Origin of the sequence: Clostridium sp. E02, from assembly GCF_003833015.1 — a bacterium.
GTDB lineage: Bacteria > Bacillota > Clostridia > Lachnospirales > Lachnospiraceae > Lacrimispora.
The window spans coordinates 35,814-57,058 of the sequence record NZ_RJLQ01000012.1; the positions used below are offsets into that span (position 1 = coordinate 35,814).

General features: G+C 41.5%; 16 protein-coding genes, 1 pseudogene and 1 riboswitch. Of the genes and pseudogenes, 10 read left to right on the plus strand and 7 right to left on the minus strand.

Annotation, left to right across the window (positions count from 1 at the left end; genetic code table 11):
• Window positions 1-25 precede the first annotated feature (25 nt).
• From rny to EFT72_RS10455, 7 genes are all read left to right on the plus strand, one after another.
• Complete coding sequence (gene rny, locus EFT72_RS10425) at window positions 26-1,567, plus strand: ribonuclease Y (RefSeq protein ID WP_124066952.1); 1,542 nt, start codon at window positions 26-28, stop codon at window positions 1,565-1,567.
• A gap of 113 nt (window positions 1,568-1,680) precedes the next feature.
• Window positions 1,681-3,141: a D-alanyl-D-alanine carboxypeptidase family protein gene (locus EFT72_RS10430; protein WP_124066852.1), complete on the plus strand. Its 1,461-nt coding sequence runs from the start codon at window positions 1,681-1,683 to the stop codon at window positions 3,139-3,141.
• A gap of 435 nt (window positions 3,142-3,576) precedes the next feature.
• Window positions 3,577-5,094, plus strand: coding sequence for an alpha-N-arabinofuranosidase (locus EFT72_RS10435; protein WP_243109994.1), 1,518 nt, complete (start codon window positions 3,577-3,579; stop codon window positions 5,092-5,094).
• Between the two features lie 17 nt (window positions 5,095-5,111).
• Entirely contained in the window at window positions 5,112-6,605 is a 1,494-nt protein-coding gene (gene araA / locus EFT72_RS10440) for an L-arabinose isomerase (protein WP_124066853.1), read from the plus strand.
• A gap of 29 nt (window positions 6,606-6,634) precedes the next feature.
• Window positions 6,635-8,227 (plus strand): FGGY-family carbohydrate kinase, encoded by a 1,593-nt coding sequence (locus EFT72_RS10445; RefSeq protein ID WP_124066854.1) that lies wholly within the window; start codon window positions 6,635-6,637, stop codon window positions 8,225-8,227.
• A gap of 24 nt (window positions 8,228-8,251) precedes the next feature.
• A complete protein-coding gene (locus tag EFT72_RS10450; RefSeq protein WP_124066855.1) occupies window positions 8,252-8,947 on the plus strand; it encodes an L-ribulose-5-phosphate 4-epimerase in 696 nt (231 codons plus the stop codon).
• A gap of 9 nt (window positions 8,948-8,956) precedes the next feature.
• On the plus strand, window positions 8,957-10,093 hold the full coding sequence (locus tag EFT72_RS10455) for a GntR family transcriptional regulator (RefSeq protein WP_124066856.1): 1,137 nt from the start codon (window positions 8,957-8,959) through the stop codon (window positions 10,091-10,093).
• Here the strand turns inward: EFT72_RS10455 and EFT72_RS10460 are convergent, their stop codons facing one another.
• On the minus strand, window positions 10,094-10,939 hold the full coding sequence (locus EFT72_RS10460) for an AraC family transcriptional regulator (protein ID WP_124066857.1): 846 nt from the start codon (window positions 10,937-10,939) through the stop codon (window positions 10,094-10,096).
• Window positions 10,940-11,076: 137 nt separating this feature from the next.
• A complete protein-coding gene (locus tag EFT72_RS10465; protein WP_124066858.1) occupies window positions 11,077-11,478 on the minus strand; it encodes a hypothetical protein in 402 nt (133 codons plus the stop codon).
• 877 nt (window positions 11,479-12,355) lie between these two features.
• On the opposite strand from EFT72_RS10465, the gene EFT72_RS10470 reads away from it, so the two are divergent.
• The 3 genes and pseudogenes from EFT72_RS10470 (at window position 12,356) to EFT72_RS10480 (ending at window position 16,782) form a co-directional block, all read left to right on the plus strand.
• Window positions 12,356-12,760: a hypothetical protein gene (locus EFT72_RS10470; protein WP_124066859.1), complete on the plus strand. Its 405-nt coding sequence runs from the start codon at window positions 12,356-12,358 to the stop codon at window positions 12,758-12,760.
• A gap of 199 nt (window positions 12,761-12,959) precedes the next feature.
• Window positions 12,960-13,422, plus strand: a pseudogene (tnpA, locus tag EFT72_RS10475) (IS200/IS605 family transposase).
• A gap of 294 nt (window positions 13,423-13,716) precedes the next feature.
• On the plus strand, window positions 13,717-16,782 hold the full coding sequence (locus tag EFT72_RS10480) for a glycoside hydrolase family 2 TIM barrel-domain containing protein (protein ID WP_124066860.1): 3,066 nt from the start codon (window positions 13,717-13,719) through the stop codon (window positions 16,780-16,782).
• 73 nt (window positions 16,783-16,855) lie between these two features.
• Here the strand turns inward: EFT72_RS10480 and thiD are convergent, their stop codons facing one another.
• From thiD to thiC, 5 genes are read right to left on the minus strand one after another with little or no spacing between them, the layout of a single operon-like run.
• Window positions 16,856-17,665, minus strand: coding sequence for a bifunctional hydroxymethylpyrimidine kinase/phosphomethylpyrimidine kinase (thiD, locus tag EFT72_RS10485; RefSeq protein ID WP_124066861.1), 810 nt, complete (start codon window positions 17,663-17,665; stop codon window positions 16,856-16,858).
• Window positions 17,662-18,303, minus strand: a complete 642-nt coding sequence (gene thiE / locus EFT72_RS10490) for a thiamine phosphate synthase (protein WP_347561875.1) — start codon at window positions 18,301-18,303, stop codon at window positions 17,662-17,664. Before thiE ends, thiD begins: the two co-directional genes overlap by 4 nt.
• Complete coding sequence (locus EFT72_RS10495; protein WP_124066862.1) at window positions 18,290-19,156, minus strand: hydroxyethylthiazole kinase; 867 nt, start codon at window positions 19,154-19,156, stop codon at window positions 18,290-18,292. The genes thiE and EFT72_RS10495 overlap by 14 nt, the downstream gene beginning before the upstream one ends.
• A gap of 12 nt (window positions 19,157-19,168) precedes the next feature.
• On the minus strand, window positions 19,169-19,699 hold the full coding sequence (thiW, locus tag EFT72_RS10500) for an energy coupling factor transporter S component ThiW (protein ID WP_206426638.1): 531 nt from the start codon (window positions 19,697-19,699) through the stop codon (window positions 19,169-19,171).
• A gap of 16 nt (window positions 19,700-19,715) precedes the next feature.
• Window positions 19,716-21,023 (minus strand): phosphomethylpyrimidine synthase ThiC, encoded by a 1,308-nt coding sequence (thiC, locus tag EFT72_RS10505; protein WP_124066864.1) that lies wholly within the window; start codon window positions 21,021-21,023, stop codon window positions 19,716-19,718.
• 112 nt (window positions 21,024-21,135) lie between these two features.
• Window positions 21,136-21,244: riboswitch (TPP riboswitch) on the minus strand.
• Between the last annotated feature and the right edge of the window lies 1 nt (window position 21,245).

Sequence of the window (21,245 nt, forward strand, 5' to 3'; positions counted from 1 at the left end):
AGGTGCTCCTGTGTTTGAAGTATTCATGGCTGCATTGATTTCAATCGTAGCAGCAGTAGTAGTTGCTTTTATTACCTGGAATGCTGCCATCTCATATCGTAAGAATACCTACGAGAGTAAGATTGGCTCTGCAGAAGAAAAATCTAGGGAAATAATAGATGAAGCATTAAAGACCGCTGAGACAAAGAAGCGTGAAGCTCTCCTCGAAGTAAAAGAAGAGTCTTTAAGGACGAAGAATGAACTGGAAAAAGAAACCAGAGAAAGAAGATCTGAACTCCAACGCTATGAAAGACGAGTATTAGGCAAAGAAGAAAACTTGGACAAGAAGTCTGAGACTATGGAAAGACGAGAAGCAGGTCTTGCTGCTCGAGAGGAAGCTCTGAATAAGAGAAATTCTGAAGTGGAATCGCTCTATGAAAAAGGCATCCAGGAACTGGAAAGAATTTCCGGACTTACCTCCGAACAGGCAAAAGAATATCTTTTAAAATCTGTTGAAGATGATGTAAAACATGACACTGCGAAATTAATTAAAGAACTTGAAAACAGAGCCAAAGAAGAAGCTGATAAAAAAGCCAAGGAATATGTGGTAACGGCAATTCAGCGATGTGCAGCTGATCATGTGGCAGAAACCACAGTTTCTGTAGTCCAGCTTCCTAATGATGAGATGAAAGGCCGGATTATTGGAAGAGAAGGTCGTAACATCCGTACATTAGAAACGCTTACGGGAGTGGAACTTATTATTGATGATACCCCAGAGGCTGTTGTATTATCCGGATTTGATCCGGTTCGTAGAGAAGTTGCCAGGATCGCACTGGAACGTCTGATTGTTGATGGGCGAATCCATCCAGCAAGAATTGAAGAGATGGTGGAAAAAGCTCAAAAAGAAGTTGAAACTAACATGCGTGAAGAAGGGGAGTCCGCTGCTCTTGAAGTGGGCATTCACGGACTTCATCCAGAGCTTATTCGCTTACTTGGTAAGATGAAGTACAGAACAAGCTATGGGCAGAATGCATTGAAGCATTCCATGGAAGTAGCTCAATTATCCGGTTTGTTAGCTGGAGAGATCGGACTAGACATCCGTATGGCAAAACGTGCTGGTTTGTTACATGACATAGGAAAAGCTGTGGATCATGAGATGGAAGGTTCTCATATTCAGCTTGGATTAGAGCTGTGTAAGAAATATAAAGAATCGGCTATCGTAATTAACACCGTAGAATCTCATCATGGAGATGTAGAGCCACAGAGTTTGATCGCTTGCGTGGTACAGGCAGCTGATACCATATCTGCAGCAAGACCTGGTGCAAGAAGAGAAACTTTGGAGACGTATACAAACAGATTAAAACAGTTAGAAGATATAACCAATTCCTTTAAGGGAGTGGACAAGTCCTTTGCAATTCAGGCAGGACGCGAAGTTCGGATTATGGTAGTACCGGACCAGATAAATGATGATGGTATGATTTTGCTGGCTCGCGACATATCAAAGAAAATTGAAGACTCGATGGAATATCCGGGACAGATTAAGGTTAATGTGATCCGTGAATCCAGAGTTACTGATTACGCGAAGTAATCATTGTTAGGTAGGAAACAAATGCCCTAAAACCGTATAAATCTAGTGTTTACACGGTGTTGGGGCATTTTTTAATAGGAAAAGCGACCCATTCATGACAGGAGGAAAGACACGTGAAACGGAAGATAAAAATAATGATAAGCTGTTTGTTAATCAGCCAGTTATTTCTTATGACCGTATATGCAAAACCAGATTGGCCGTCTGATACAGGAATCCAGGCAGAAGCAGGGATTGTAATTGATGCTGATTCAGGAACGGTTATTTTTGGCCAAAATATACACGCCGCTTATCCGCCGGCTAGTATCACCAAATTACTGACTGCGCTTATTGTATTGGAGAATAGCAGTCTCGATGATATGGTGACTTTTTCTAAGGACTCTGTCTATAATGTAGAGCAAGGAAGCGGAAATAAACTGAATGTAACGGATGGAGATACCCTTTCTGTGGAAGATTGTCTTTATTCTCTCATCCTTCATTCCTGTAACCAGGCGGCGAATGCTCTGGCAGAACACGTGGCGGGAAGCAGGGAAGAATTCGTTCGTATGATGAATGAAAAAATCAAAGAACTTGGATGTGGGGAAAGTCATTTTGATAATCCTTCTGGATTAAACGGAGACACTCAGTATGTAACCGCGTATGATATGGCCTTAATTGCAAAAGCAGCTTACCGCAATAAAAAGCTAGTGGAGATTGGTTCTGCCATCAGTCATAAAATTCCTCCTACTGTGAATAATCCAGACGGATTGACCATTTATAATGAGCATCGGCTGGTCAAAACAACGGATGAGAAGAGTCAGTATTACTTTCCGCCTGCGGTTGCGGGAAAGACTGGATATTTAATTAAAGCAGGGAATACGCTGGTGACCTATGCAGAACAAGATGGAAGACGGTTGATCTCTGTTATTTTAAAAGGAAGCCCAAGACAGTATTTCGTTGACGGAAAAACTCTTCTGGAATTTGGTTTTAACCGGTTTGAAAATCTTCCTATAATTGGGAATGAAAAGGATTATAGCAAAGAAGGAGGCTCTGTTACCATTGGCGGAAAAACGTATCCGTCTTCGGATCTTTTATTGGAACCAGACAAAGTGGTTACCATACCTCAAGAGGCTAAATTCTCTCAACTGGATAAATCTGTTGTAACAGATTTACCAAAGAAAAGCCCCGATGGAGCGGTTGCTCTCATTCAATACACGTATAATGACAGAAACGTTGGTGAAGTATATCTATTATCAAAAAAAGAACAGTCTGTAAGTAACGTACCAGTCACAGGTACAGGTACAGGGGATTCAAAAGATATGGAAACAACACCGGATATGGGTGAAAAAGAGGAGGGAAATTCGGCTTTAAAAGGGGTAGGAGCAAGGGCCTTTTTTATTGTAGCTGTTTTACTGGCATTGGTGGCAGTAGGAACTGGAACTGTCTTGCTTCACCGAAAGAAAGAAACAAAGGAGATAGCTCGTCGCAGGGAAGAAAGAAGAAGACGATTAAAAGAGAACGGTGAGGCAGATGCATTTGAACAAATGTTAAAAAAACGCCGCAACGGGAAGCAGAACAAGAACAAGAAAATAAAATAATGAAAAAGACCAGCTGGGGAAGCTGGTCTTTTTTCGGAGAAGGTATTTCGTTTCTTATGGGGTGTAGCAAAAACTATATAATGTATTGGGGGGGTTACAATTAATAATATAACCGATACGAAGCAAAAAGTGTTAACAAACATGAATAAAATTTAAAAAGAAAATTATGCATAATGTCGAATTAAAAAAATATGATTGTGAAAAAAAGATAGAAATAAAAATAATTTGAAATTTCTCTTGTGCGTTCTCTCTTCTTACGTTAGGAAAGTATTTTATTAAAAAATCCATAATTTTCATAAAAATAAAAAAAACAACTTGTGTATTGGTGCGTACAAGTTATAAATTATAGTTAGAAGCATTCTCAATCATTCGAGTAACCAAAGGATGATTAAGAAATCTATATAATAATATTACAGGAAAGGTTGGGTTATACAAATGGCAGTTAATAAAGTGAAAATGGTGATTGACAAAGAATACCGCATTTCAGAAATTGATGAGAGGATCTTCGGTTCCTTCATTGAGCATCTTGGCCGTGCCGTTTATGATGGAATATACGCTCCAGACCATGCCTTGGCAGATGAATTTGGTTTTCGTAAAGATGTAAAGGAATTGATTCGTGAGTTAAATGTTCCGATTATCCGATATCCAGGTGGGAATTTTGTCTCTAGTTTTAACTGGGAGGACAGTGTGGGACCAGTCAGCGAACGGCCAAGACGGTTGGAACTGGCATGGAAAAGCATTGAAGAGAATAAAGTTGGATTAAATGAATTCACCAGATGGGCAAGAAGTGTGGACTCTGATGTGATGATGGCAGTCAACTTGGGGACCAGAGGAATTGCAGATGCATGCAACCTACTGGAATATTGCAATCATCCGGCAAATACCAAATATAGTGATATGAGAATTAGTCATGGATTTAAAGATCCATTAAACATAAAAACATGGTGTCTGGGGAACGAGATGGATGGAACTTGGCAGCTGGGACATAAAACAATGGAGGAATACGGAAGACTTGCGGAAGAAACTGCAAGAGCCATGAAACTCATTGACCCAACCATAGAATTGGTTTCCTGCGGCAGCTCATCCTTAACCATGCCGACGTTCCCAGATTGGGAGGCGGTTACACTTCAGCATACATATGACCAAGTGGATTACATATCCATGCACCAATATTACGGCAATCAAAAGGGGGATAGTCAGGACTTCCTTGCTTGCTCCGATGATATGGATCAGTTTATAAGAACAGTAATTGCAACCTGTGATTACGTGAAAGCAAAGAAGAGAAGCAAAAAAGACATTAATATCAGCTTTGATGAGTGGAACGTGTGGTATCATTCCAATGCAAAGGATGATGAAATCACAGAAAAACATCCATGGCAGATTGCTCCGCCTATGTTAGAAGATATTTATAATTTTGAGGATGCATTGTTAGTAGGACTTATGTTAATTACTCTCTTAAAACATGCAGACCGGGTGAAGATGGCATGTCTGGCTCAGCTTGTCAATGTAATTGCCCCCATTATGACTGACGCTGGAGGCGGTTCGGCGTGGAAACAGACAATCTTTTATCCATTTATGCATGCGTCCACCTATGGAAGAGGAACTGCACTGCTTCCGGTTATCAGTACACCAAAGTTTGATACAGCGACTCATGTAGATGTTACAGCAGTGGAATCTGTTTCTGTATTCAATGAAGAAAAGGAAGAGGTAACGGTATTTGCTGTGAACCGATCCATCAAAGAGGATGCAGAGATGTCCGTTGATGTAAGAAGCTTTGAAGGGTATCGGGTATTGGAACATATCGTACTAGAAAATGATGATCTAAAGGCTGAGAACGGGCCTTTGGGAGAAAAGGTAACACCTCGTCAGACCAACCAGTCTAAACTTGACGGAGGAATGATGACGAGTATGCTCCATAAAGCATCTTGGAATGTAATCCGTCTGGGAAAATAAGAAAAGGGGGTATTTGAATGGAAAGAAAACCGTATCAATTTTGGTTTGCAACTGGTTCCCAAGATCTTTATGGGGAGGAATGCTTAACTCATGTGGCAAAACATGCAAGAATCATAGTAGAAGAACTCAATGCTTCTGGGGTACTCCCCTTTGAAGTTATCTTAAAACCAGTCCTGATAGACAGTTCTTCTATCCGAACGCTATTTCATGAAGCGAATGAAGATGGAAATTGCGCAGGGGTAATCACCTGGATGCACACTTTTTCACCAGCAAAGTCTTGGATCATGGGACTTAAGGAGTACAGAAAGCCTCTGCTTCACTTACATACCCAGTTTAACCGGGAGATCCCTTATGATACCATTGATATGGACTTCATGAATGAAAATCAATCTGCCCATGGAGATCGGGAATACGGTCATATGGTGACCCGAATGGGAATCGAACGTAAAGTAATTGCAGGATACTGGAACGACGACAAGGTGAAACAAAGAATCGCATCCTGGATGCGTACTGCAGTTGGAGTGGTAGAAAGCCGGAGCATGAGAGTTTTAAGGATTGCGGATAATATGAGAAATGTAGCCGTTACCGAAGGGGACAAAGTGGAAGCCCAGCTAAAGTTCGGTTGGGAGATTGATGCGTATCCGGTGAATGAAATTGCAGATTGTGTAAATCAGATAAAGGCAGGAGAAATTTCTGCTTTGGTGGAGGAATATTATAGCAAGTATGCGTTATTGCCGGAGGGACGGGATAGCGAAGAATTTAAAAATCATGTTGCCGTCCAGGCGCAGATAGAACTGGGGTTGGAACAGTTTTTAATCGAACATAATTATCATGCCATCGTAACTCATTTTGGCGATCTTGGCTCTTTGAAACAGCTTCCTGGACTTGCAATCCAGCGGCTCATGGAAAAAGGGTACGGATTTGGCGGAGAAGGGGATTGGAAAACCGCAGCTATGGTCCGACTAATGAAGACTATGACGGCTGGAATGAAAGATGCAAAGGGAACTTCGTTTATGGAAGATTACACTTATAATCTAGTTCCTGGGAAAGAAGGGATTTTACAATCTCATATGTTGGAAGTATGTCCCTCCATTGCAGAAGGAGGGATCGGTATAAAAGTCAATCCATTGTCTATGGGGAACAGAGAAGATCCAGCCAGGTTGGTATTCACTGCAAAAGAGGGCAAAGGAATTGCTACGTCTCTGATTGATTTAGGGACCCGATTCCGGCTGATTATTAACTCAGTCAACTGTAAAAAGACGGAGAAGCCTATGCCAAAACTTCCGGTTGCCACTGCATTTTGGACTCCAGAGCCTGATCTTACCACAGGAGCAGAAAGCTGGATTCTAGCGGGAGGAGCCCACCATACGGCATTTACATATGATTTAACACCAGAACAGATGGGAGACTGGGCAGAGGCCATGGGAATAGAAGCGGTCTTTATTGATGAAGAAACGAACATTCGTGATTTTAAGAATACGCTCAAGTGGAACTCTGTGGTGTATCGTTAATCGACGGTACTTAAAAAGAAGGGGTTAAAATGAAAGAGAATATTAGAAAAGCCATACGGGAAGGGAATACAGCGCTTGGGATTGAGCTTGGTTCGACCCGGATTAAAGCAGTTCTTGTGGATGAGAATCACAATCCCATCGCTTCTGGCAGTCATGACTGGGAGAACCGGTATGAGGATGGGATCTGGACGTATTCTCTGGAAGATATTTGGAAAGGCGTCAAACACAGCTATAAGGAGATGGCAGATTCCGTCAAAGAACAGTATGGAGAAACCTTAACGACCATCGGTGGAATTTGCTTTTCCGCTATGATGCATGGGTACATGGTTTTTGATAAATCAGGTGATTTACTGGTCCCGTTTCGTACCTGGAGGAATACCATTACCGAAGAAGCATCAAAAGAATTGACCCGACTGTTTTCCTTCCAAGTTCCTCAAAGATGGAGTATCGCACATCTGTATCAGGCAATTTTAAATGAAGAGGCTCATGTGTCACAAATTGATTATATGATTACACTAGAGGGATATGTACACTGGAAACTGACTGGAAAACGGGTACTGGGAATCGGAGATTGTGCTGGCATGTTCCCTGTGGACAGTGAAAAGAAAGAGTTTAATGCCCATATGGTGAAACAGTTTGATGACTTGATTTCTTCCAAACAGTTTCCCTGGAAGTTACGGGATATCATGCCAGAGGTTTTAACGGCAGGGGAACCGGCAGGGGTGTTGACCAAAGAAGGAGCGCTACTTCTTGATCCCACAGGTCAATTGCAGCCTGGAATTCCGTTTTGCCCTCCTGAAGGAGACGCAGGGACTGGTATGACTGCAACCAACAGCGTAGGCAAGAGAACTGGAAATGTATCGGCAGGAACCAGTGTGTTTGCCATGGTAGTACTGGAAAAAGCATTGTCCAAGGTTTATCAGGAAATCGACATGGTCACCACTCCCGCTGGAGATCCAGTAGCCATGGTGCATTGCAACAACTGTACCTCTGACTTAAATGCATGGGTATCTTTGTTTGAGGAATTTGCAGAAGCCATTGGGGTGAAGGTAGATAAGAATGATCTTTTTACCACGCTGTATCAGAAGGCGTTAGAAGGGGAAAAAGATGGAGGTGGTTTGTTTTCTTGTTGCTACCTTTCAGGAGAACACATCACTCATTTTGAGGAGGGAAGACCTCTCTTCGTCCGGACTCCAGACAGCCGGTTTAATTTGGCTAATTTCATGAGAACTCATTTGTATTCCTCTCTTGCAACTCTGGCAACAGGGATGGAGATCCTGTTTTTAGAAGGCGTGAAACTCAATGTATTGCTTGGTCACGGTGGACTGTTTAAAACGCAGGGAGTAGGGCAGAGCTTGATGGCGGCAGCTATGGGGGTTCCGGTATCTGTTATGGAAACAGCAGGAGAAGGGGGAGCCTGGGGGGCGGCACTTTTGGCTTCCTACATGATCCGCAAAGGAGAGGAAGAGTCTCTAGAACAGTACCTAAGGAATCACGTTTTCCGGGATATGACAGGAACCATACTGGAACCGGATCCGGAAGATGAAGCTGGATATGCAGAGTTTATGAAACGGTATAAACGGGGGCTTGTGGTGGAACGAGCCGCGGTAGACAGTTTGTAGGTCACTAAGGAGAAAGGAAGTATTATGTTAGAAGAACTTAAAAAAATTGTTTATGATGCCAATATGGAACTCCCCCGAAGAGGACTAATCACCTATACCTGGGGAAATGTCAGCGGAATTGACCGGGAAAAAGGACTTTTTGTGATCAAACCCAGTGGAGTGGATTACGATCAGTTAAAACCCGAAGATATGGTAGTTATGGATCTTTCTGGAAATCAGGTGGAAGGCGCGTTAAAGCCTTCCTCTGATACGGCCACGCATTTAGAGCTATACAAGGCATTCTTAAAGATAGGAGGGGTTGTCCACACCCATTCCCCGATGGCAACCTCATGGGCACAGGCAGGCAGAGCCCTTCCTTGTTATGGGACGACTCATGCAGATTATTTCTACGGGGAAATTCCTTGTGCGAGAAGTCTCACAAAAGAGGAAATTGATGAGGCATATGAAAAAAATACAGGAACTGTAATTATAGAAACGTTTCGGGATTTAGACCCCATGCATGTTCCGGGGGTACTGTGTAAAAATCATGGTCCATTTACCTGGGGAACGGATGCATCCAATGCGGTTCATAATGCGGTAGTTTTGGAAGAGATTGCCAAAATGAATTTGATGACGGAACTTTTAAATTCCTCTGTAAGGCCAGCCCCTCAGTGTATACAGGACAAACATTTTATGCGAAAGCATGGACCGGATGCGTATTACGGTCAGAAAAAAGAGTAAGGAGACCAAATGGTGTCGGACAGTGGAAAAACAAAGTATTACGTATTAATGGAAGAACTGAAAAAAGAGATTGTTTCGGGGGAAAGAAAACCTGGAGATCAGCTGCCTTCTGAAAACCAGCTTTCGGCCGCTTTTCATGTCAGTCGCCATACGGTTCGAAAAGCACTGTCTATTTTGGAACAGGAAGGGTTTATAAAAGCAGAACATGGTCGTGGAACCTTTGTCTCCAAAAGAGATGGCTCCAAAATAGGCTCTGGAAATATAGCAGTAATTACCACATATCTGTCCGATTACATCTTTCCAAGGCTTATTCAGGGAATTGATCGTGTACTCACAGAAAAAGGGTACAGTATTATTTTAAAAAATACAGGAAACAGCAGGTTTCGGGAAAGCAAATGCCTGGAGGAGATCCTAAATAAAGATGTAGAAGGACTGATCATCGAACCAAGCAAAAGCGAGATCCTCTGCCGCCATAAAGGGATTTATGACAAGCTTGATTTTTATCAGATTCCTTATGTATTTATTCAGGGTTATTATGTACAGATGAAGGAAAAGCCACATATCCGTTTGGATGATTGCTTGGGCGGTTCTTTGGTGACTCGTCATTTAATACAGCTGGGACACAAACATATTGTCGGAATATTTAAAGCGGATGACAGTCAGGGCAGGGATCGGCATAAGGGATATGTGAGTGCACTTCAGGCAGCAGGTTTTTCTTATGATCCGGATATGGTAATCTGGTTTCATACCGAGGACCGTGCATCAAAACCTTCCCAGATTTTAAAAATCATGCTGGAGGAGGGACAGCCCATTGATGGAATCGTCTGCTATAACGATCAGATTGCTTTTGAAGTTATGAATACTTTAGAAAAATACCAGTTGCAGGTGCCCGATGATATCTCGGTTACTGGTTATGACAACTCTGTCTTGGCGGAAAACGGAAGAGTTAAGTTGACGACCATTGCCCATCCCCAAGAACAGCTTGGAGCAATGGCAGCAGAACTTCTGTTAGAGAAATTGAATGGAATTCCTGATGAGGAAAGTAAGGTAGAACGGATATTAAAACCTGTCCTTGTTGTTCGGGATTCTTGCAAAGACAGAAGACCTAGCAAAATAGAAACGATATCAAAAAGCGACAAGGTGTGATTACCTTGCCGCTTTTCGGTATTGAGCGGGGGAATTTCCATTAATTTTTTTAAATATACGGCTGAAATAAAAGGGATTATTATACCCTACGATTCCTCCGATTTCACCGACACTATAATCCGTACTTTCTAATAATTCTTTGGCTTTCTTAATCCTTATGGAGGTTAAATACTTCCGTGGTGGCATTCCCGTATAGGATTTAAAATTACGGATAAACCAACAGGTGCTCATATGAATTTTTTTTGCATAGTCTTCAATCTCAATCTCTTCGGATAAGTTTTCATGGAAGTAACGGACGGCCAGTTCCATCTCTTTCTGACTTTGGTTTTTCTGAAACCCTCCTTCTTCTTTCATTCGTTTGAGATAGAAGCAAAGTTGCAGGAGTGAAAGAGAGGCAAGGTCTGTTGAACAGGACCGAGGAAGCTGTAGTTCCTGAATTATGGTTGAGAACACCTCTTGATATTTGGAAGATATCCCTGTGTTTAAGATTCTGCTATTGTCAAATCCAGCTTCTTTCATTCGCTTTTTGGCATCGCTTCCTGTAAAATGAACCCAGTAAACTTCTGGTTTGTCAATTAAATAATAGGCATATTGCTGCGCTTGTTCTGGAAGATATAAAACCATATTTCCAGCGGGAACCTCAACCGAATGCCCCTCAAGGGTAAACCATGCTTTTCCGGAGGCAATATATAAGATCTGGTAATCAGGACGCCCCATGGGCCGGAGGGTTGACATTAGTGGCAGAGTCATAAGGCGGTATACGCCACAACTGTTGACTCGAAGAGGAATCTCTTCATTTAATAACTCGTCTTCTTGTAAGCTCATGTAGCCGGTATTTGTATACATGACCGGAAGCTCCTTTGCGTTTTTTCTTATTGTACCAGTTTGTGTAGTAATTGTCTAATAAGTCATGATTTTTTATCGAAGGGTTAAATGTTAAAAAAGGAGCCGATTAGGCCCCTTAAGTAAATAATAATTATATTTTAATAGTTATGGTAAACTTTTCTGAGATGCCCAGTAGACGAAAGAAGAAAGTGTATACTACCGATATCTTCCCCATTTCTTAATATATATAGATATAGTTTTCTATGTTCATCATCATAAAATTCATAGGAATAAGAATATTGACTTGCATCCGCCTTATAGCCTTGGAAGTTTACGTCTTTGAGTTCAAGTGTATATGTACTACCTGTTCGTACAACATTAACATGACCTGTAAGATATGCATTTTTGTGCGATATATCGCAATGCTCTACTATTCTATCACGATCTGATATGTTGTAGTGAAAGTACATAGAATGGCTTGATGAAGCAAAAGCAGTGGTTGTTGTCATAGCGAGTATTAGACATACTGCAATAAATATACGAATTATTTTTTTATTCATTTTAACATCTCCTTGATTTAAATATTAAATAGTTCATACCTTTCTTTTTAATAAACTAATAAGTTAATAAATAACTGAAATTACGAATATCTTCCCCCTAACAAAGATATTCTCAGCAATTATTTAGGTATTTAATTACTTGTTAATTTTCTCACTATCTATATATAAAGTCAACAAATAGTCTGCTTTTTTTCACTTTTCTTATCGCATATTTCGACATAATTTGAGAGATCAGATATTCCAATAATTAACTTTACTAATGACCAATGTTCTTATTTTATTGCCTGAATTGAAAAGTATTATTTTGTGCATGTTTTGTCTAATGGTTTGAAGGGTATGATTCTATTGTTTGACTGCATTACAACACCTGCTTTGTATAGATCACTTGCGTAAGTGTGACAAAATAAATGTTGGGTTATATCTTTTGCCAAGGGAATTTGCTTTTAATTTGCAATTTTGCCAGGATCTTATTCCATCGATATTTAAAACTTCATCCACTCCTTTATAGGTCGTAAACAAGATTCCGCTTTTACCGGAGGTGTATTCTTTCAAAACTAAGTACTGTTTTCCCACAAAAACATTATCAATAGATGTTTTTGCTACATCTACTAGATCGCTTGTATTTAATTTTAATAATAAATTTATATTTTAAGTACTTTAATTTTATTTAGTAAATATGAAAGCAACATATAATGAGTCGATTTTTGCCGAATAATGCGATGGATAAAGTCAGTAAAAAAGGAATATAGGTTGACCATTTTTGCAAAAAGTGAGAAAATATATTTAGTAATTTATTCCCTATAATAATTACAAATAATATCTTCATTAGGGGGGAGATATTCATAAACGATATTAATAAAGAGAGGGAGAAGTTAAAATGAACAAAAAAACAATTCGTATTTTTATCGCAGTATGTTTAATGCTTGCTATGACAAGTTCTACCGCATTTGCTAGGGCTAGTCATAGTCATTACTTCCATTGTTATATAACAAGCCAAGATAGAGTAGAAAAACGTAGCGGACACAATCCAAAATGTCGTATATCTGGGCATATAGTAGTATCTTATAACGATGAATATAGTCAATATGAAGTTGATCTTCATGATATAAATTTTGAACGTATGAATGGTGATACTAGCACTTATGACTATGTACCTGAGTATTACGATGATGATGATCACAATAAGCTGCACGTATATATAGTTAAAGATGGAAAGGACGTAGGCTATTTATATTATCGCGTGACATCTAGTGGAAGATTAAAAAGATCTTATCATCATTAATATAAAGATAAAAAACACCTAAGGAGCCGGAATCTCTGGCTCCTTTTATTGTGGGTCGTGACCCTGTTGAGCACGCGAAGCGTGCGAAATATAAACCACCCGTTATGCGGGTGAGCGGTGTTTGTTACACAAAAAAATCACCTTTCCGTTATAATAAGGTTGTTCAAGCCAATTTATAACGAAAGGAAAGGTGATTTTAATGGCCAATAAGGCAAACAGTTTGGCACATACCAAATGGATGTGCAAGTATCACATAGTGTTCACACCAAAGTACAGGAGAAAAATAATTTACAACCAGTACAAGGAAAGTATTAGAGATATTCTGAAACAACTATGTGGATACAAAGGTGTAGAAATATTGGAAGGTCATATAATGCCCGACCATATTCATATGCTTGTAAGCATTCCACCTAAACAGAGTGTATCACAATTTATGGGATATCTCAAAGGAAAAAGTGCGCTTATGATCTTTGATCAGCACGCAAACTTAAAGTATAAGTTTGGAAACCGACATTTTTGGGCAGAGGGATATTATGTGAGCACAGTGGGTCTTAACGAGGCAACTATAAGAAAGTATATCCAGGAACAATAAAAGTCACGATATTGCAATGGATAAATTAAGCGTCAAAGAGTATGAGGACCCTTTTAAGGGTAGCCGGTAGTACAAAAGCCCTTTTAAGGGCTGCGACGAGTCAAGGGCGTTAAGGCTTGAACAAAGTGAAAGCCAGCGTCTTTAGGCGCTGGCCGGTAACAGAGGCTTATAGCCTCAGGACAAACCACCCGTTTGACGGGTGGTCATGATTTGTAAGTAAAAGAAAGGCGGGTATCCTATTTTGGACCCGCCTTTCTATCTAGTAGAATCATATCATTTTGTGCATGTTTTGTCTAATTGGAGATATGGCTTTTTGAAATGTTTTTTCTATAATTAAGATAAGTGAAAAAAGGAGGAATCAACCATGATTGTACCCAAACATTATGAAAATCTAGAACTGTTGCATGAAAATACCATGCCAACCCGAGCATATTATATTCCAACATCCACCCCCCAGTATGATTTGACGGAGAACCGGGAAAGTTCCGATCGACTTTTGCTGTTAAACGGAACCTGGAAATTTCGCTATTTTAACAGCATTTACGATTTGAAAGAGGAGTTTTACCAGGAAGGATATAATACAGAAAGATTTGATGAGATTCCAGTTCCCGGCTGCATTCAAAATTTCGGTTATGATAAACACCAGTATACCAACACCCGTTACCCTTTCCCAATGGACCCGCCTTATGTACCAGAAGAAAATCCTTGCGGTGCCTATGTTTGTGATTTTGTATATGAGCCAGAGGAGAACGCGCCAAGAGCCTGTCTCAACTTTGAGGGTGTGGATTCCTGCTTCTATGTATGGCTCAATGGAAGCTATATTGGATACAGTCAGGTTTCTCATTCTACCAGTGAATTTGATGTAACTTCCATGATTCGGGAAGGAGAAAACAGACTTGCTGTTCTCGTGTTAAAATGGTGTGACGGAAGTTACTTAGAGGATCAGGATAAATTCCGTATGACCGGGATTTTCCGAGACGTTTATCTACTAAAAAGACCAGAAGAGGGGATTTTTGACTACTTTATTCATACGGAGCAGAACAAAGAGCAGGCACAAGTAAAAACTTCTTTTACTTTTTTCGGAAAACCAGTTCCAGTTGTTATGACAGTATTGAATCCAGAAGGAATACAGGTGGCAAAAGCAAGTGGTATCCCAGAAAACGGGGAATTAAAAGTAACCATTGATAAACCAGTATTGTGGAACGCGGAACAGCCTTTTCTTTATACCATCATCTTGGAAGCAGAACAAGAAGTCATCGTTGACCGACTTGGAATACGGGAAATTGGAATTCGAGATGGAGTAGTATATCTCAATGGAGAGAAAATTAAGTTCCATGGTGTGAATCGTCACGACAGCGATCCTGTGACCGGTTTTACAATCAGCCTGGATCAGATGAAACGGGATTTAACCTTGATGAAAGAGCATAATGTCAATGCCATACGAACCAGCCATTACCCCAATGCTCCCCAGTTTTACCAGCTGTGCGATGAGTACGGTTTCTATGTGATTGATGAAGCAGATAACGAGAGCCATGGAACCAATAGTATCTACATGAAAACTCGTTCTGCAGAGATCTGGAGAGACCGCTGGAACCGTGCAATAGCAGATAACCCAGCGTTTACTAAGGCTACTCTAGACCGGGCAGAACGTTTGGTAAGACGGGATAAGAACCGGCCTTGTGTACTAATCTGGTCTATGGGCAATGAATGTGCTTACGGGTGTACGTTTGAAGCAGCACTTGATTTTACCAAGAATTACGACCCAAGCCGATTGACTCATTACGAAGGGGCGCGCTATCGAGCAAATGATAAAACCTATGATTTCTCCAATTTAGATCTTTACAGCCGCATGTACCCTTCCTTGGAGGAAATAAAGGAATACGTAGATAGAAATACCGGGAAGCCGTTAATTTTGTGTGAATATAGTCATGCGATGGGGAATGGACCTGGCGATCTGGAAGATTATTTCCAGGTGTTTGAACAAAATGATTGTGTTTGTGGTGGTTTCGTATGGGAATGGTGTGACCACGGAATCTATCAGGGTAGAACGGTAGATGGGAAGCCGATCTATTTGTATGGAGGGGATCATGGTGAATACCCTCATGATGAGAATTTCTGTATGGATGGTCTGGTTTATCCTGACCGCAGACCTCATACCGGACTTTTGGAATTTAAGAATGTAAACCGTCCCATCCGGGTAACCGCTTTTGATCCCACAAAAAAGGAACTGCTGCTTCATAATTATTTGAATTTCACCAGCTTAAAGGATGCCTGTGTCCTTTCCTATGAAGTAACCTGTGATGGAAATAGAATCCATCAAGGAGTCGTAGAGGAAGCTCAGATGCCTGAGATCAAGCCTCATGAAGAAGGAAAACTGACCCTTGATTTTGAAGTTCCGGAAAAAGGAACTTGTTATTTAAAACTAAGTTATCTGAAAAAAGGATGTACGAAGTTGTTAAAATCAGGACATGTACAGGGATTCGATGAGATTTTGCTAGAAAACAAAGATAGCAGAAATCAGACGGCTGTGTCTCTATTACAGGAGAATACTTCCGAACAAGGAAAAAGAGCAGATGTTTCGGTTGAAGAAGATGATCGTTTCCTCTTTATTAAAGGAGAAACATTTGCCTATACCTATAATAAGCTGACTGGCTGCTTTCTAGATTTAACCTATGATAATGGTAGTATTCTAACACAACCGATGGAATACAATATCTTTCGAGCACCGACTGATAATGACAGTGGAATAAAGAAAGAGTGGATGTCTGCTGGCTATGACAGAACGATTTCTAGAGGTTATGAGACGGTTTATGAGAAAATAGATGGAAAACTTGCAATTGAAACCACACTGTCAATTACAGCCGTCGTAATTCAGAGAATTCTAGATATTAAGGCTTACTGGATCATCGGAAAAGATGGTTCCATTGACACGAAGATAGAGGTGAAAAAAAATCCAGAGTTTCCGGAGCTCCCCCGATTTGGTCTTCGGCTCTTCCTTCCAAAAGAAATGGAGGAAGTCACCTATTATGGTTTGGGACCAGTAGAAAACTATGTGGATAAGAAAAAAGCAAGCTATCATGGACTGTTTTCTGCTAAAGTGAAAGAGATGCATGAGGATTATTTAAGACCGCAAGAGAATGGAAGTCGAAGTGATTGCGATTTTGTGACCATTAAGGGGAGGAGATTGGCTCTGTCTGTGGTGGCGAAAGAGTCGTTCTCGTTTAATACCTCCGTTTATACACAGGAGGAATTAAGCCAAAAAGCGCATAATTATGAGTTGACTCCATCGAATCATACAGTTCTTTGTCTGGATTATCGACAGAACGGAATTGGGTCAGAAAGTTGTGGACCAGATCTTCGAAAGAAGTATATATTTGATGAGGAAGCGTTTACGTTTGGGTTAAGATTGGTTCCTAAGAGAGAAAAATAGAAACATAAAAAAGTCCTGCGTAGGAAAGAGTTATTTCCTTCATACGCAGGACTTAAATGGTTACGATGAGGTTTCAACCAGAAAATGATTTATAACCATGCCAAAGAGGTCCGTTTCCTTTCCCCATGTTTAAATCTGCGCGGAGTGCTCCGGTTAGATATTCTTTTGCTATTTTAATACTTTCCTCCAGATTTAAGCCTTTTGCAAGTCCACAAGCAATGGCAGAGGACAGCGTACAACCGGTTCCGTGGGTATTTATAGTGGGAACGGGTTCGCTGGGAAACCAGGTCACTTTGCCCTGATGGCATAAAACATCACTGGCTCCCTGCTTGCTGTGACCGCCTTTTAAAAGGAAAGATGACCCGTATTTCTTGGATAGATCCCAAACGGCTTCCTCCATCTGGGAATGTGTGGAGATCAAACCAGATTTTGTGGATAACAAAACCTCTGCCTCAGGAAGATTGGGGGTAATTAAAGTAACAAGAGGAAATAGTTTAGCGGTCAGTTCTGTGACGGCAGACGATTTCAACAGACTGCAACCACTGGTGGAAACCATGACGGGATCAAGGACGGTTGGGATTTGGTTGTATCTGGTAAGTGTTTTCGTGATGATTTGTATCGAAGAAACATTTCCAACCATACCAATCTTTATAGCTTGCGGCATAATGTCTGAAAAGACCGCATCAAGCTGGGAACAAAGCATATCCTGGCTGACGGTTTCAGTTAGATAGACTTTGGTTGTATTTTGGGCAGTGAGGGTAGTGATGACACTGCTGCCGTAGAGACCCAGTGCCTCAATGGTCTTTAAATCTGCTTGTATTCCAGCACCGCCGCTGGAATCAGAACCTGCGATGGTTAACACAGAGGGGAGAATCAGACTCATGAGGTCACCACCTCTTTCATCTGTTCTTTTAAAGTATGGGCGGTTTTTCTGATATCCGTTTGTGCGAAAAGACCAGAGATTACAGCGGCCCCTTTTACTCCCGTTCCTTTTAAACCAACAATATTCTCCGTCGTAATCCCACCGATTGCAGTTACTGGAATGGGAACACACTGACAGATATCTGTCAGTTCTTTCTTACTGATGAGACCGGCATCCTGTTTGGTAGAACTTTGATATACGGCACCAGATCCGATATAATCAGCACCAGCCAAATAGGCTTTTTTTGCTTGCTCAACTGTTTTGGCAGTAACACCAAGAATTTTTCCCGGTTCCAGAAGGCGGCGTGCATCGGAAGCGCTTGTATCACTTTGCCCTACGTGTACACCGTCAGCGTTGCACTGGAGCGCAATATCCACCCGGTCGTTAATGAGCAAGGGAATCTGATACCGTCTGGCGAGTGCCTGTACTTCAAATGCCTTCTTTAAAAAAGCTTCTTTGGGTAAATCTTTTTCCCGAAGCTGCAAGAGGGTGGCTCCCCCCTTCAGGGCTTCTTCGATCTGAGTCAGGAAATTCACCCCATCCCCATATGCAGGATCTGTTACAGCATAAAGCAAAAGCATGTCTTCATGAAATTTCAATTTTAAGCGCTCCCCTCTGAAAATGAGCCTCTTCTCCCTGGCTAAGTGCGTCGAGAAAATAGCAACGAAAACTCCCAGTTCCAAGATCATTTTCTTTCATTTTTTTTGCCGCCTGTTCCCCACATAAACCGTATCGAGAGACGGTGTATGCGGTGGCTTCCATTAACTCCTTTTGGGCGTCTTCGGATGAGTGGGAAGAGGCTATTTTTGCAGCAGTAACGGTCAGTGCCCCATCTAGCATACATCCGCTGCCTGTGATCTGTGACATCTGCGAACAGCCATTATAGACCAGTCTGGATTCTTTCCAAGTAGAAATGATATCAATGCTTCCAGTCATAACCACAACGGCTCCTGTCATGGCACTCAAAGCTTTGGTTGTTTCTAAATAGGCATCAATCGTCTGTGAACTGATCCGGTCATGAACGGAGACATCAACTCCCTGATGCTTTTGGGAAGCGGTGGGAGATGTTTCCCCATCTTCAGTGAGAAGTCTTAGAAGCGCTTTCAGCTCAGAGGCATTTCCTCGAATCAAAGTCATCTTCACGTCACGAATCAAAGAAAGTGCCAATTTGGTCCGAAGAGGAGAGACTGATATGCCAACTGGATCAAAGAGAACGGGGATTCCGATTTGGTTGGCTTTTTTCCCCGTCTGTATCATGACGGCTTTTGTAGACTGATTTGGAGTCCCCATATTTAAGAGAAGGCCATCGGAGCGGGAGGTGATCACAGCCGCTTCCTCGGGGTGGTCTGCCATAATCGGAGAACCGCCTACTGCCAATATCGTATTGGCAACGTCACAAGCGGTCACATAATTGGTGATACAGTGGATTAGAGGTGTTCTTGACGGATTCATATATGATACCTCCTATTCATTTATTAATCTGGTTATGTAGGTAAATAAATTCATCTGCCTCAGCATGCCAAGGAAAAGGCCCCCTAAAATCGTTCCACCTGTGGTACTGATTAAAAATGGAATCACATAGAAAAAGACGGCCACTTCTTTGCCCATAAATAGGGCAGCAGCTGGAAAGGAGAGCAAAGCTCCAATTATCCCGGTTCCTATGATTTCACCCAGGTATGCAAAAACTAATTTTCCTGATTTTTTATAGAACCAGGCACCTAGAAAGGCGCCGGCCATACTGCCCGGAAAGGCAAGGAGACTGCCTGTTCCCAAAAGATTCCGGATCAAAGAAGAAGCAAAAGCCATAGAGACACCATAAATTGGTCCCAAAAACACAGCAGCCAGAATGTTGATTAAATGCTGTATGGGAAAGCATTTTGAAGCACCTACGGGTATGGAAAAACCGGAAAGGGATACGGTAAGTGCTACAAGGAGACTTCCTGCTGTCAGCTTCCGAAGATGGATGCTTTTCACTTGTTCAGATACGTGTAACATAGTTGCACTCCTTTTTTTATTCTTCGTAGATATTGACAATTTGCCCATCGAGTATCCGGTTCATGTTTTTTACTGCACAGAAATTACCGCACATAGAACAGGTATCTTCCTTTTCCGGTTGAGAGGATGCCCGGTACCGTCTGGCTTTTTCTGGGTCAATGGCAAGTTGAAACATGGATTCCCAGTCCAGTCGCTTTCTCGCTTCACTCATGTCCCGGTCCCATTCTTTTGCATTGGGAATGCCTTTTGCTATGTCAGCGGCATGAGCAGCAATCTTTGTTGCAATGATCCCTTCCTTTACATCATTAGAATCTGGTAACCTTAAATGCTCCGCAGGTGTAACGTAACACAAAAAGGAAGCACCCGCCGCCGCAGCAACAGCACCGCCGATGGCAGAAGTGATATGATCATATCCAGGGGCAATATCGGTAACCAGTGGACCTAAAACATAAAAAGGAGCACCATTACAAAGTGTTTGCTGGATTTTCATATTTGCAGCAATTTGGTCAAGAGGCATATGTCCAGGGCCTTCGATGATGACTTGTACGTCTTTTTCCCAGGCACGGCGAGTCAGTTCGCTTAATGTAACAAGCTCTTCGATTTGAGAAATATCGGAAGCATCTGATATACAGCCAGGACGGCAGGCATCGCCAAGACTTAACGTGACATCATATTCCTGACAGATTGTAAGGATTCGGTCAAAGTTTTCATAAAAAGGATTTTCATTTCCAGTCATCTCCATCCAGGCAAAGATGATTGACCCTCCTCTCGATACGATGTTAGTCAGACGTTTGGCTTCTTTGAATCGATGGGCCGTTTGTTTGTTGATCCCAACGTGTATGGTCATAAAATCCACTCCGTCTTTGGCGTGCATTTCCACAATCTGAATCCATTCTTCGGATGTGATTTCTTTCAAAGGTTTATGATAATAAACAACGGCATCATAGATTGGAACAGTCCCAATCATAGCAGGGCATTCCTCGGTCAGCTTCCTTCTGAATTTCTGGGTATCCCCAAAGGAACTTAAATCCATAATGGATTCTGCACCCATTAAAACGGCATCGTTTACTTTATTAAGTTCCATTTCCATATCATTTAAGTCTCTGGAAGTTCCAAGATTGACATTAATCTTTGTCTTTAGCATGGAGCCAATGCCATTGGGACTTAAACAAGTGTGCTGTTTGTTCGCCGGAATGACAATGGTACCTTTTGCCATTTGCTCCATCAGTTTTTCCACATCCCAGCCTTCTTTTTTTGCAACTAGTTCCATTTCCTTTGTCCGGATTCCTTTTCTTGCGGCATCCATTTGTGTTGTGTAATTCATTGTGTATCCTCCTCATGATTGCCTGATCACGTGTGGGCTTGCATGTTGATTCATTGGGAATGATTTGTCATACAAAAAAGAGCCAGTACCAACAGGTACAGGCTCATAAAAAAACTTCCGCTCATATGAATCCCTACGTTGGCATTACCCAAATCAGGTTATAAAGGTCGAAGTTTGATTCCTTCCTCTCAGCCCGCCTACGAGCTCCCTCTTGTGGCATAA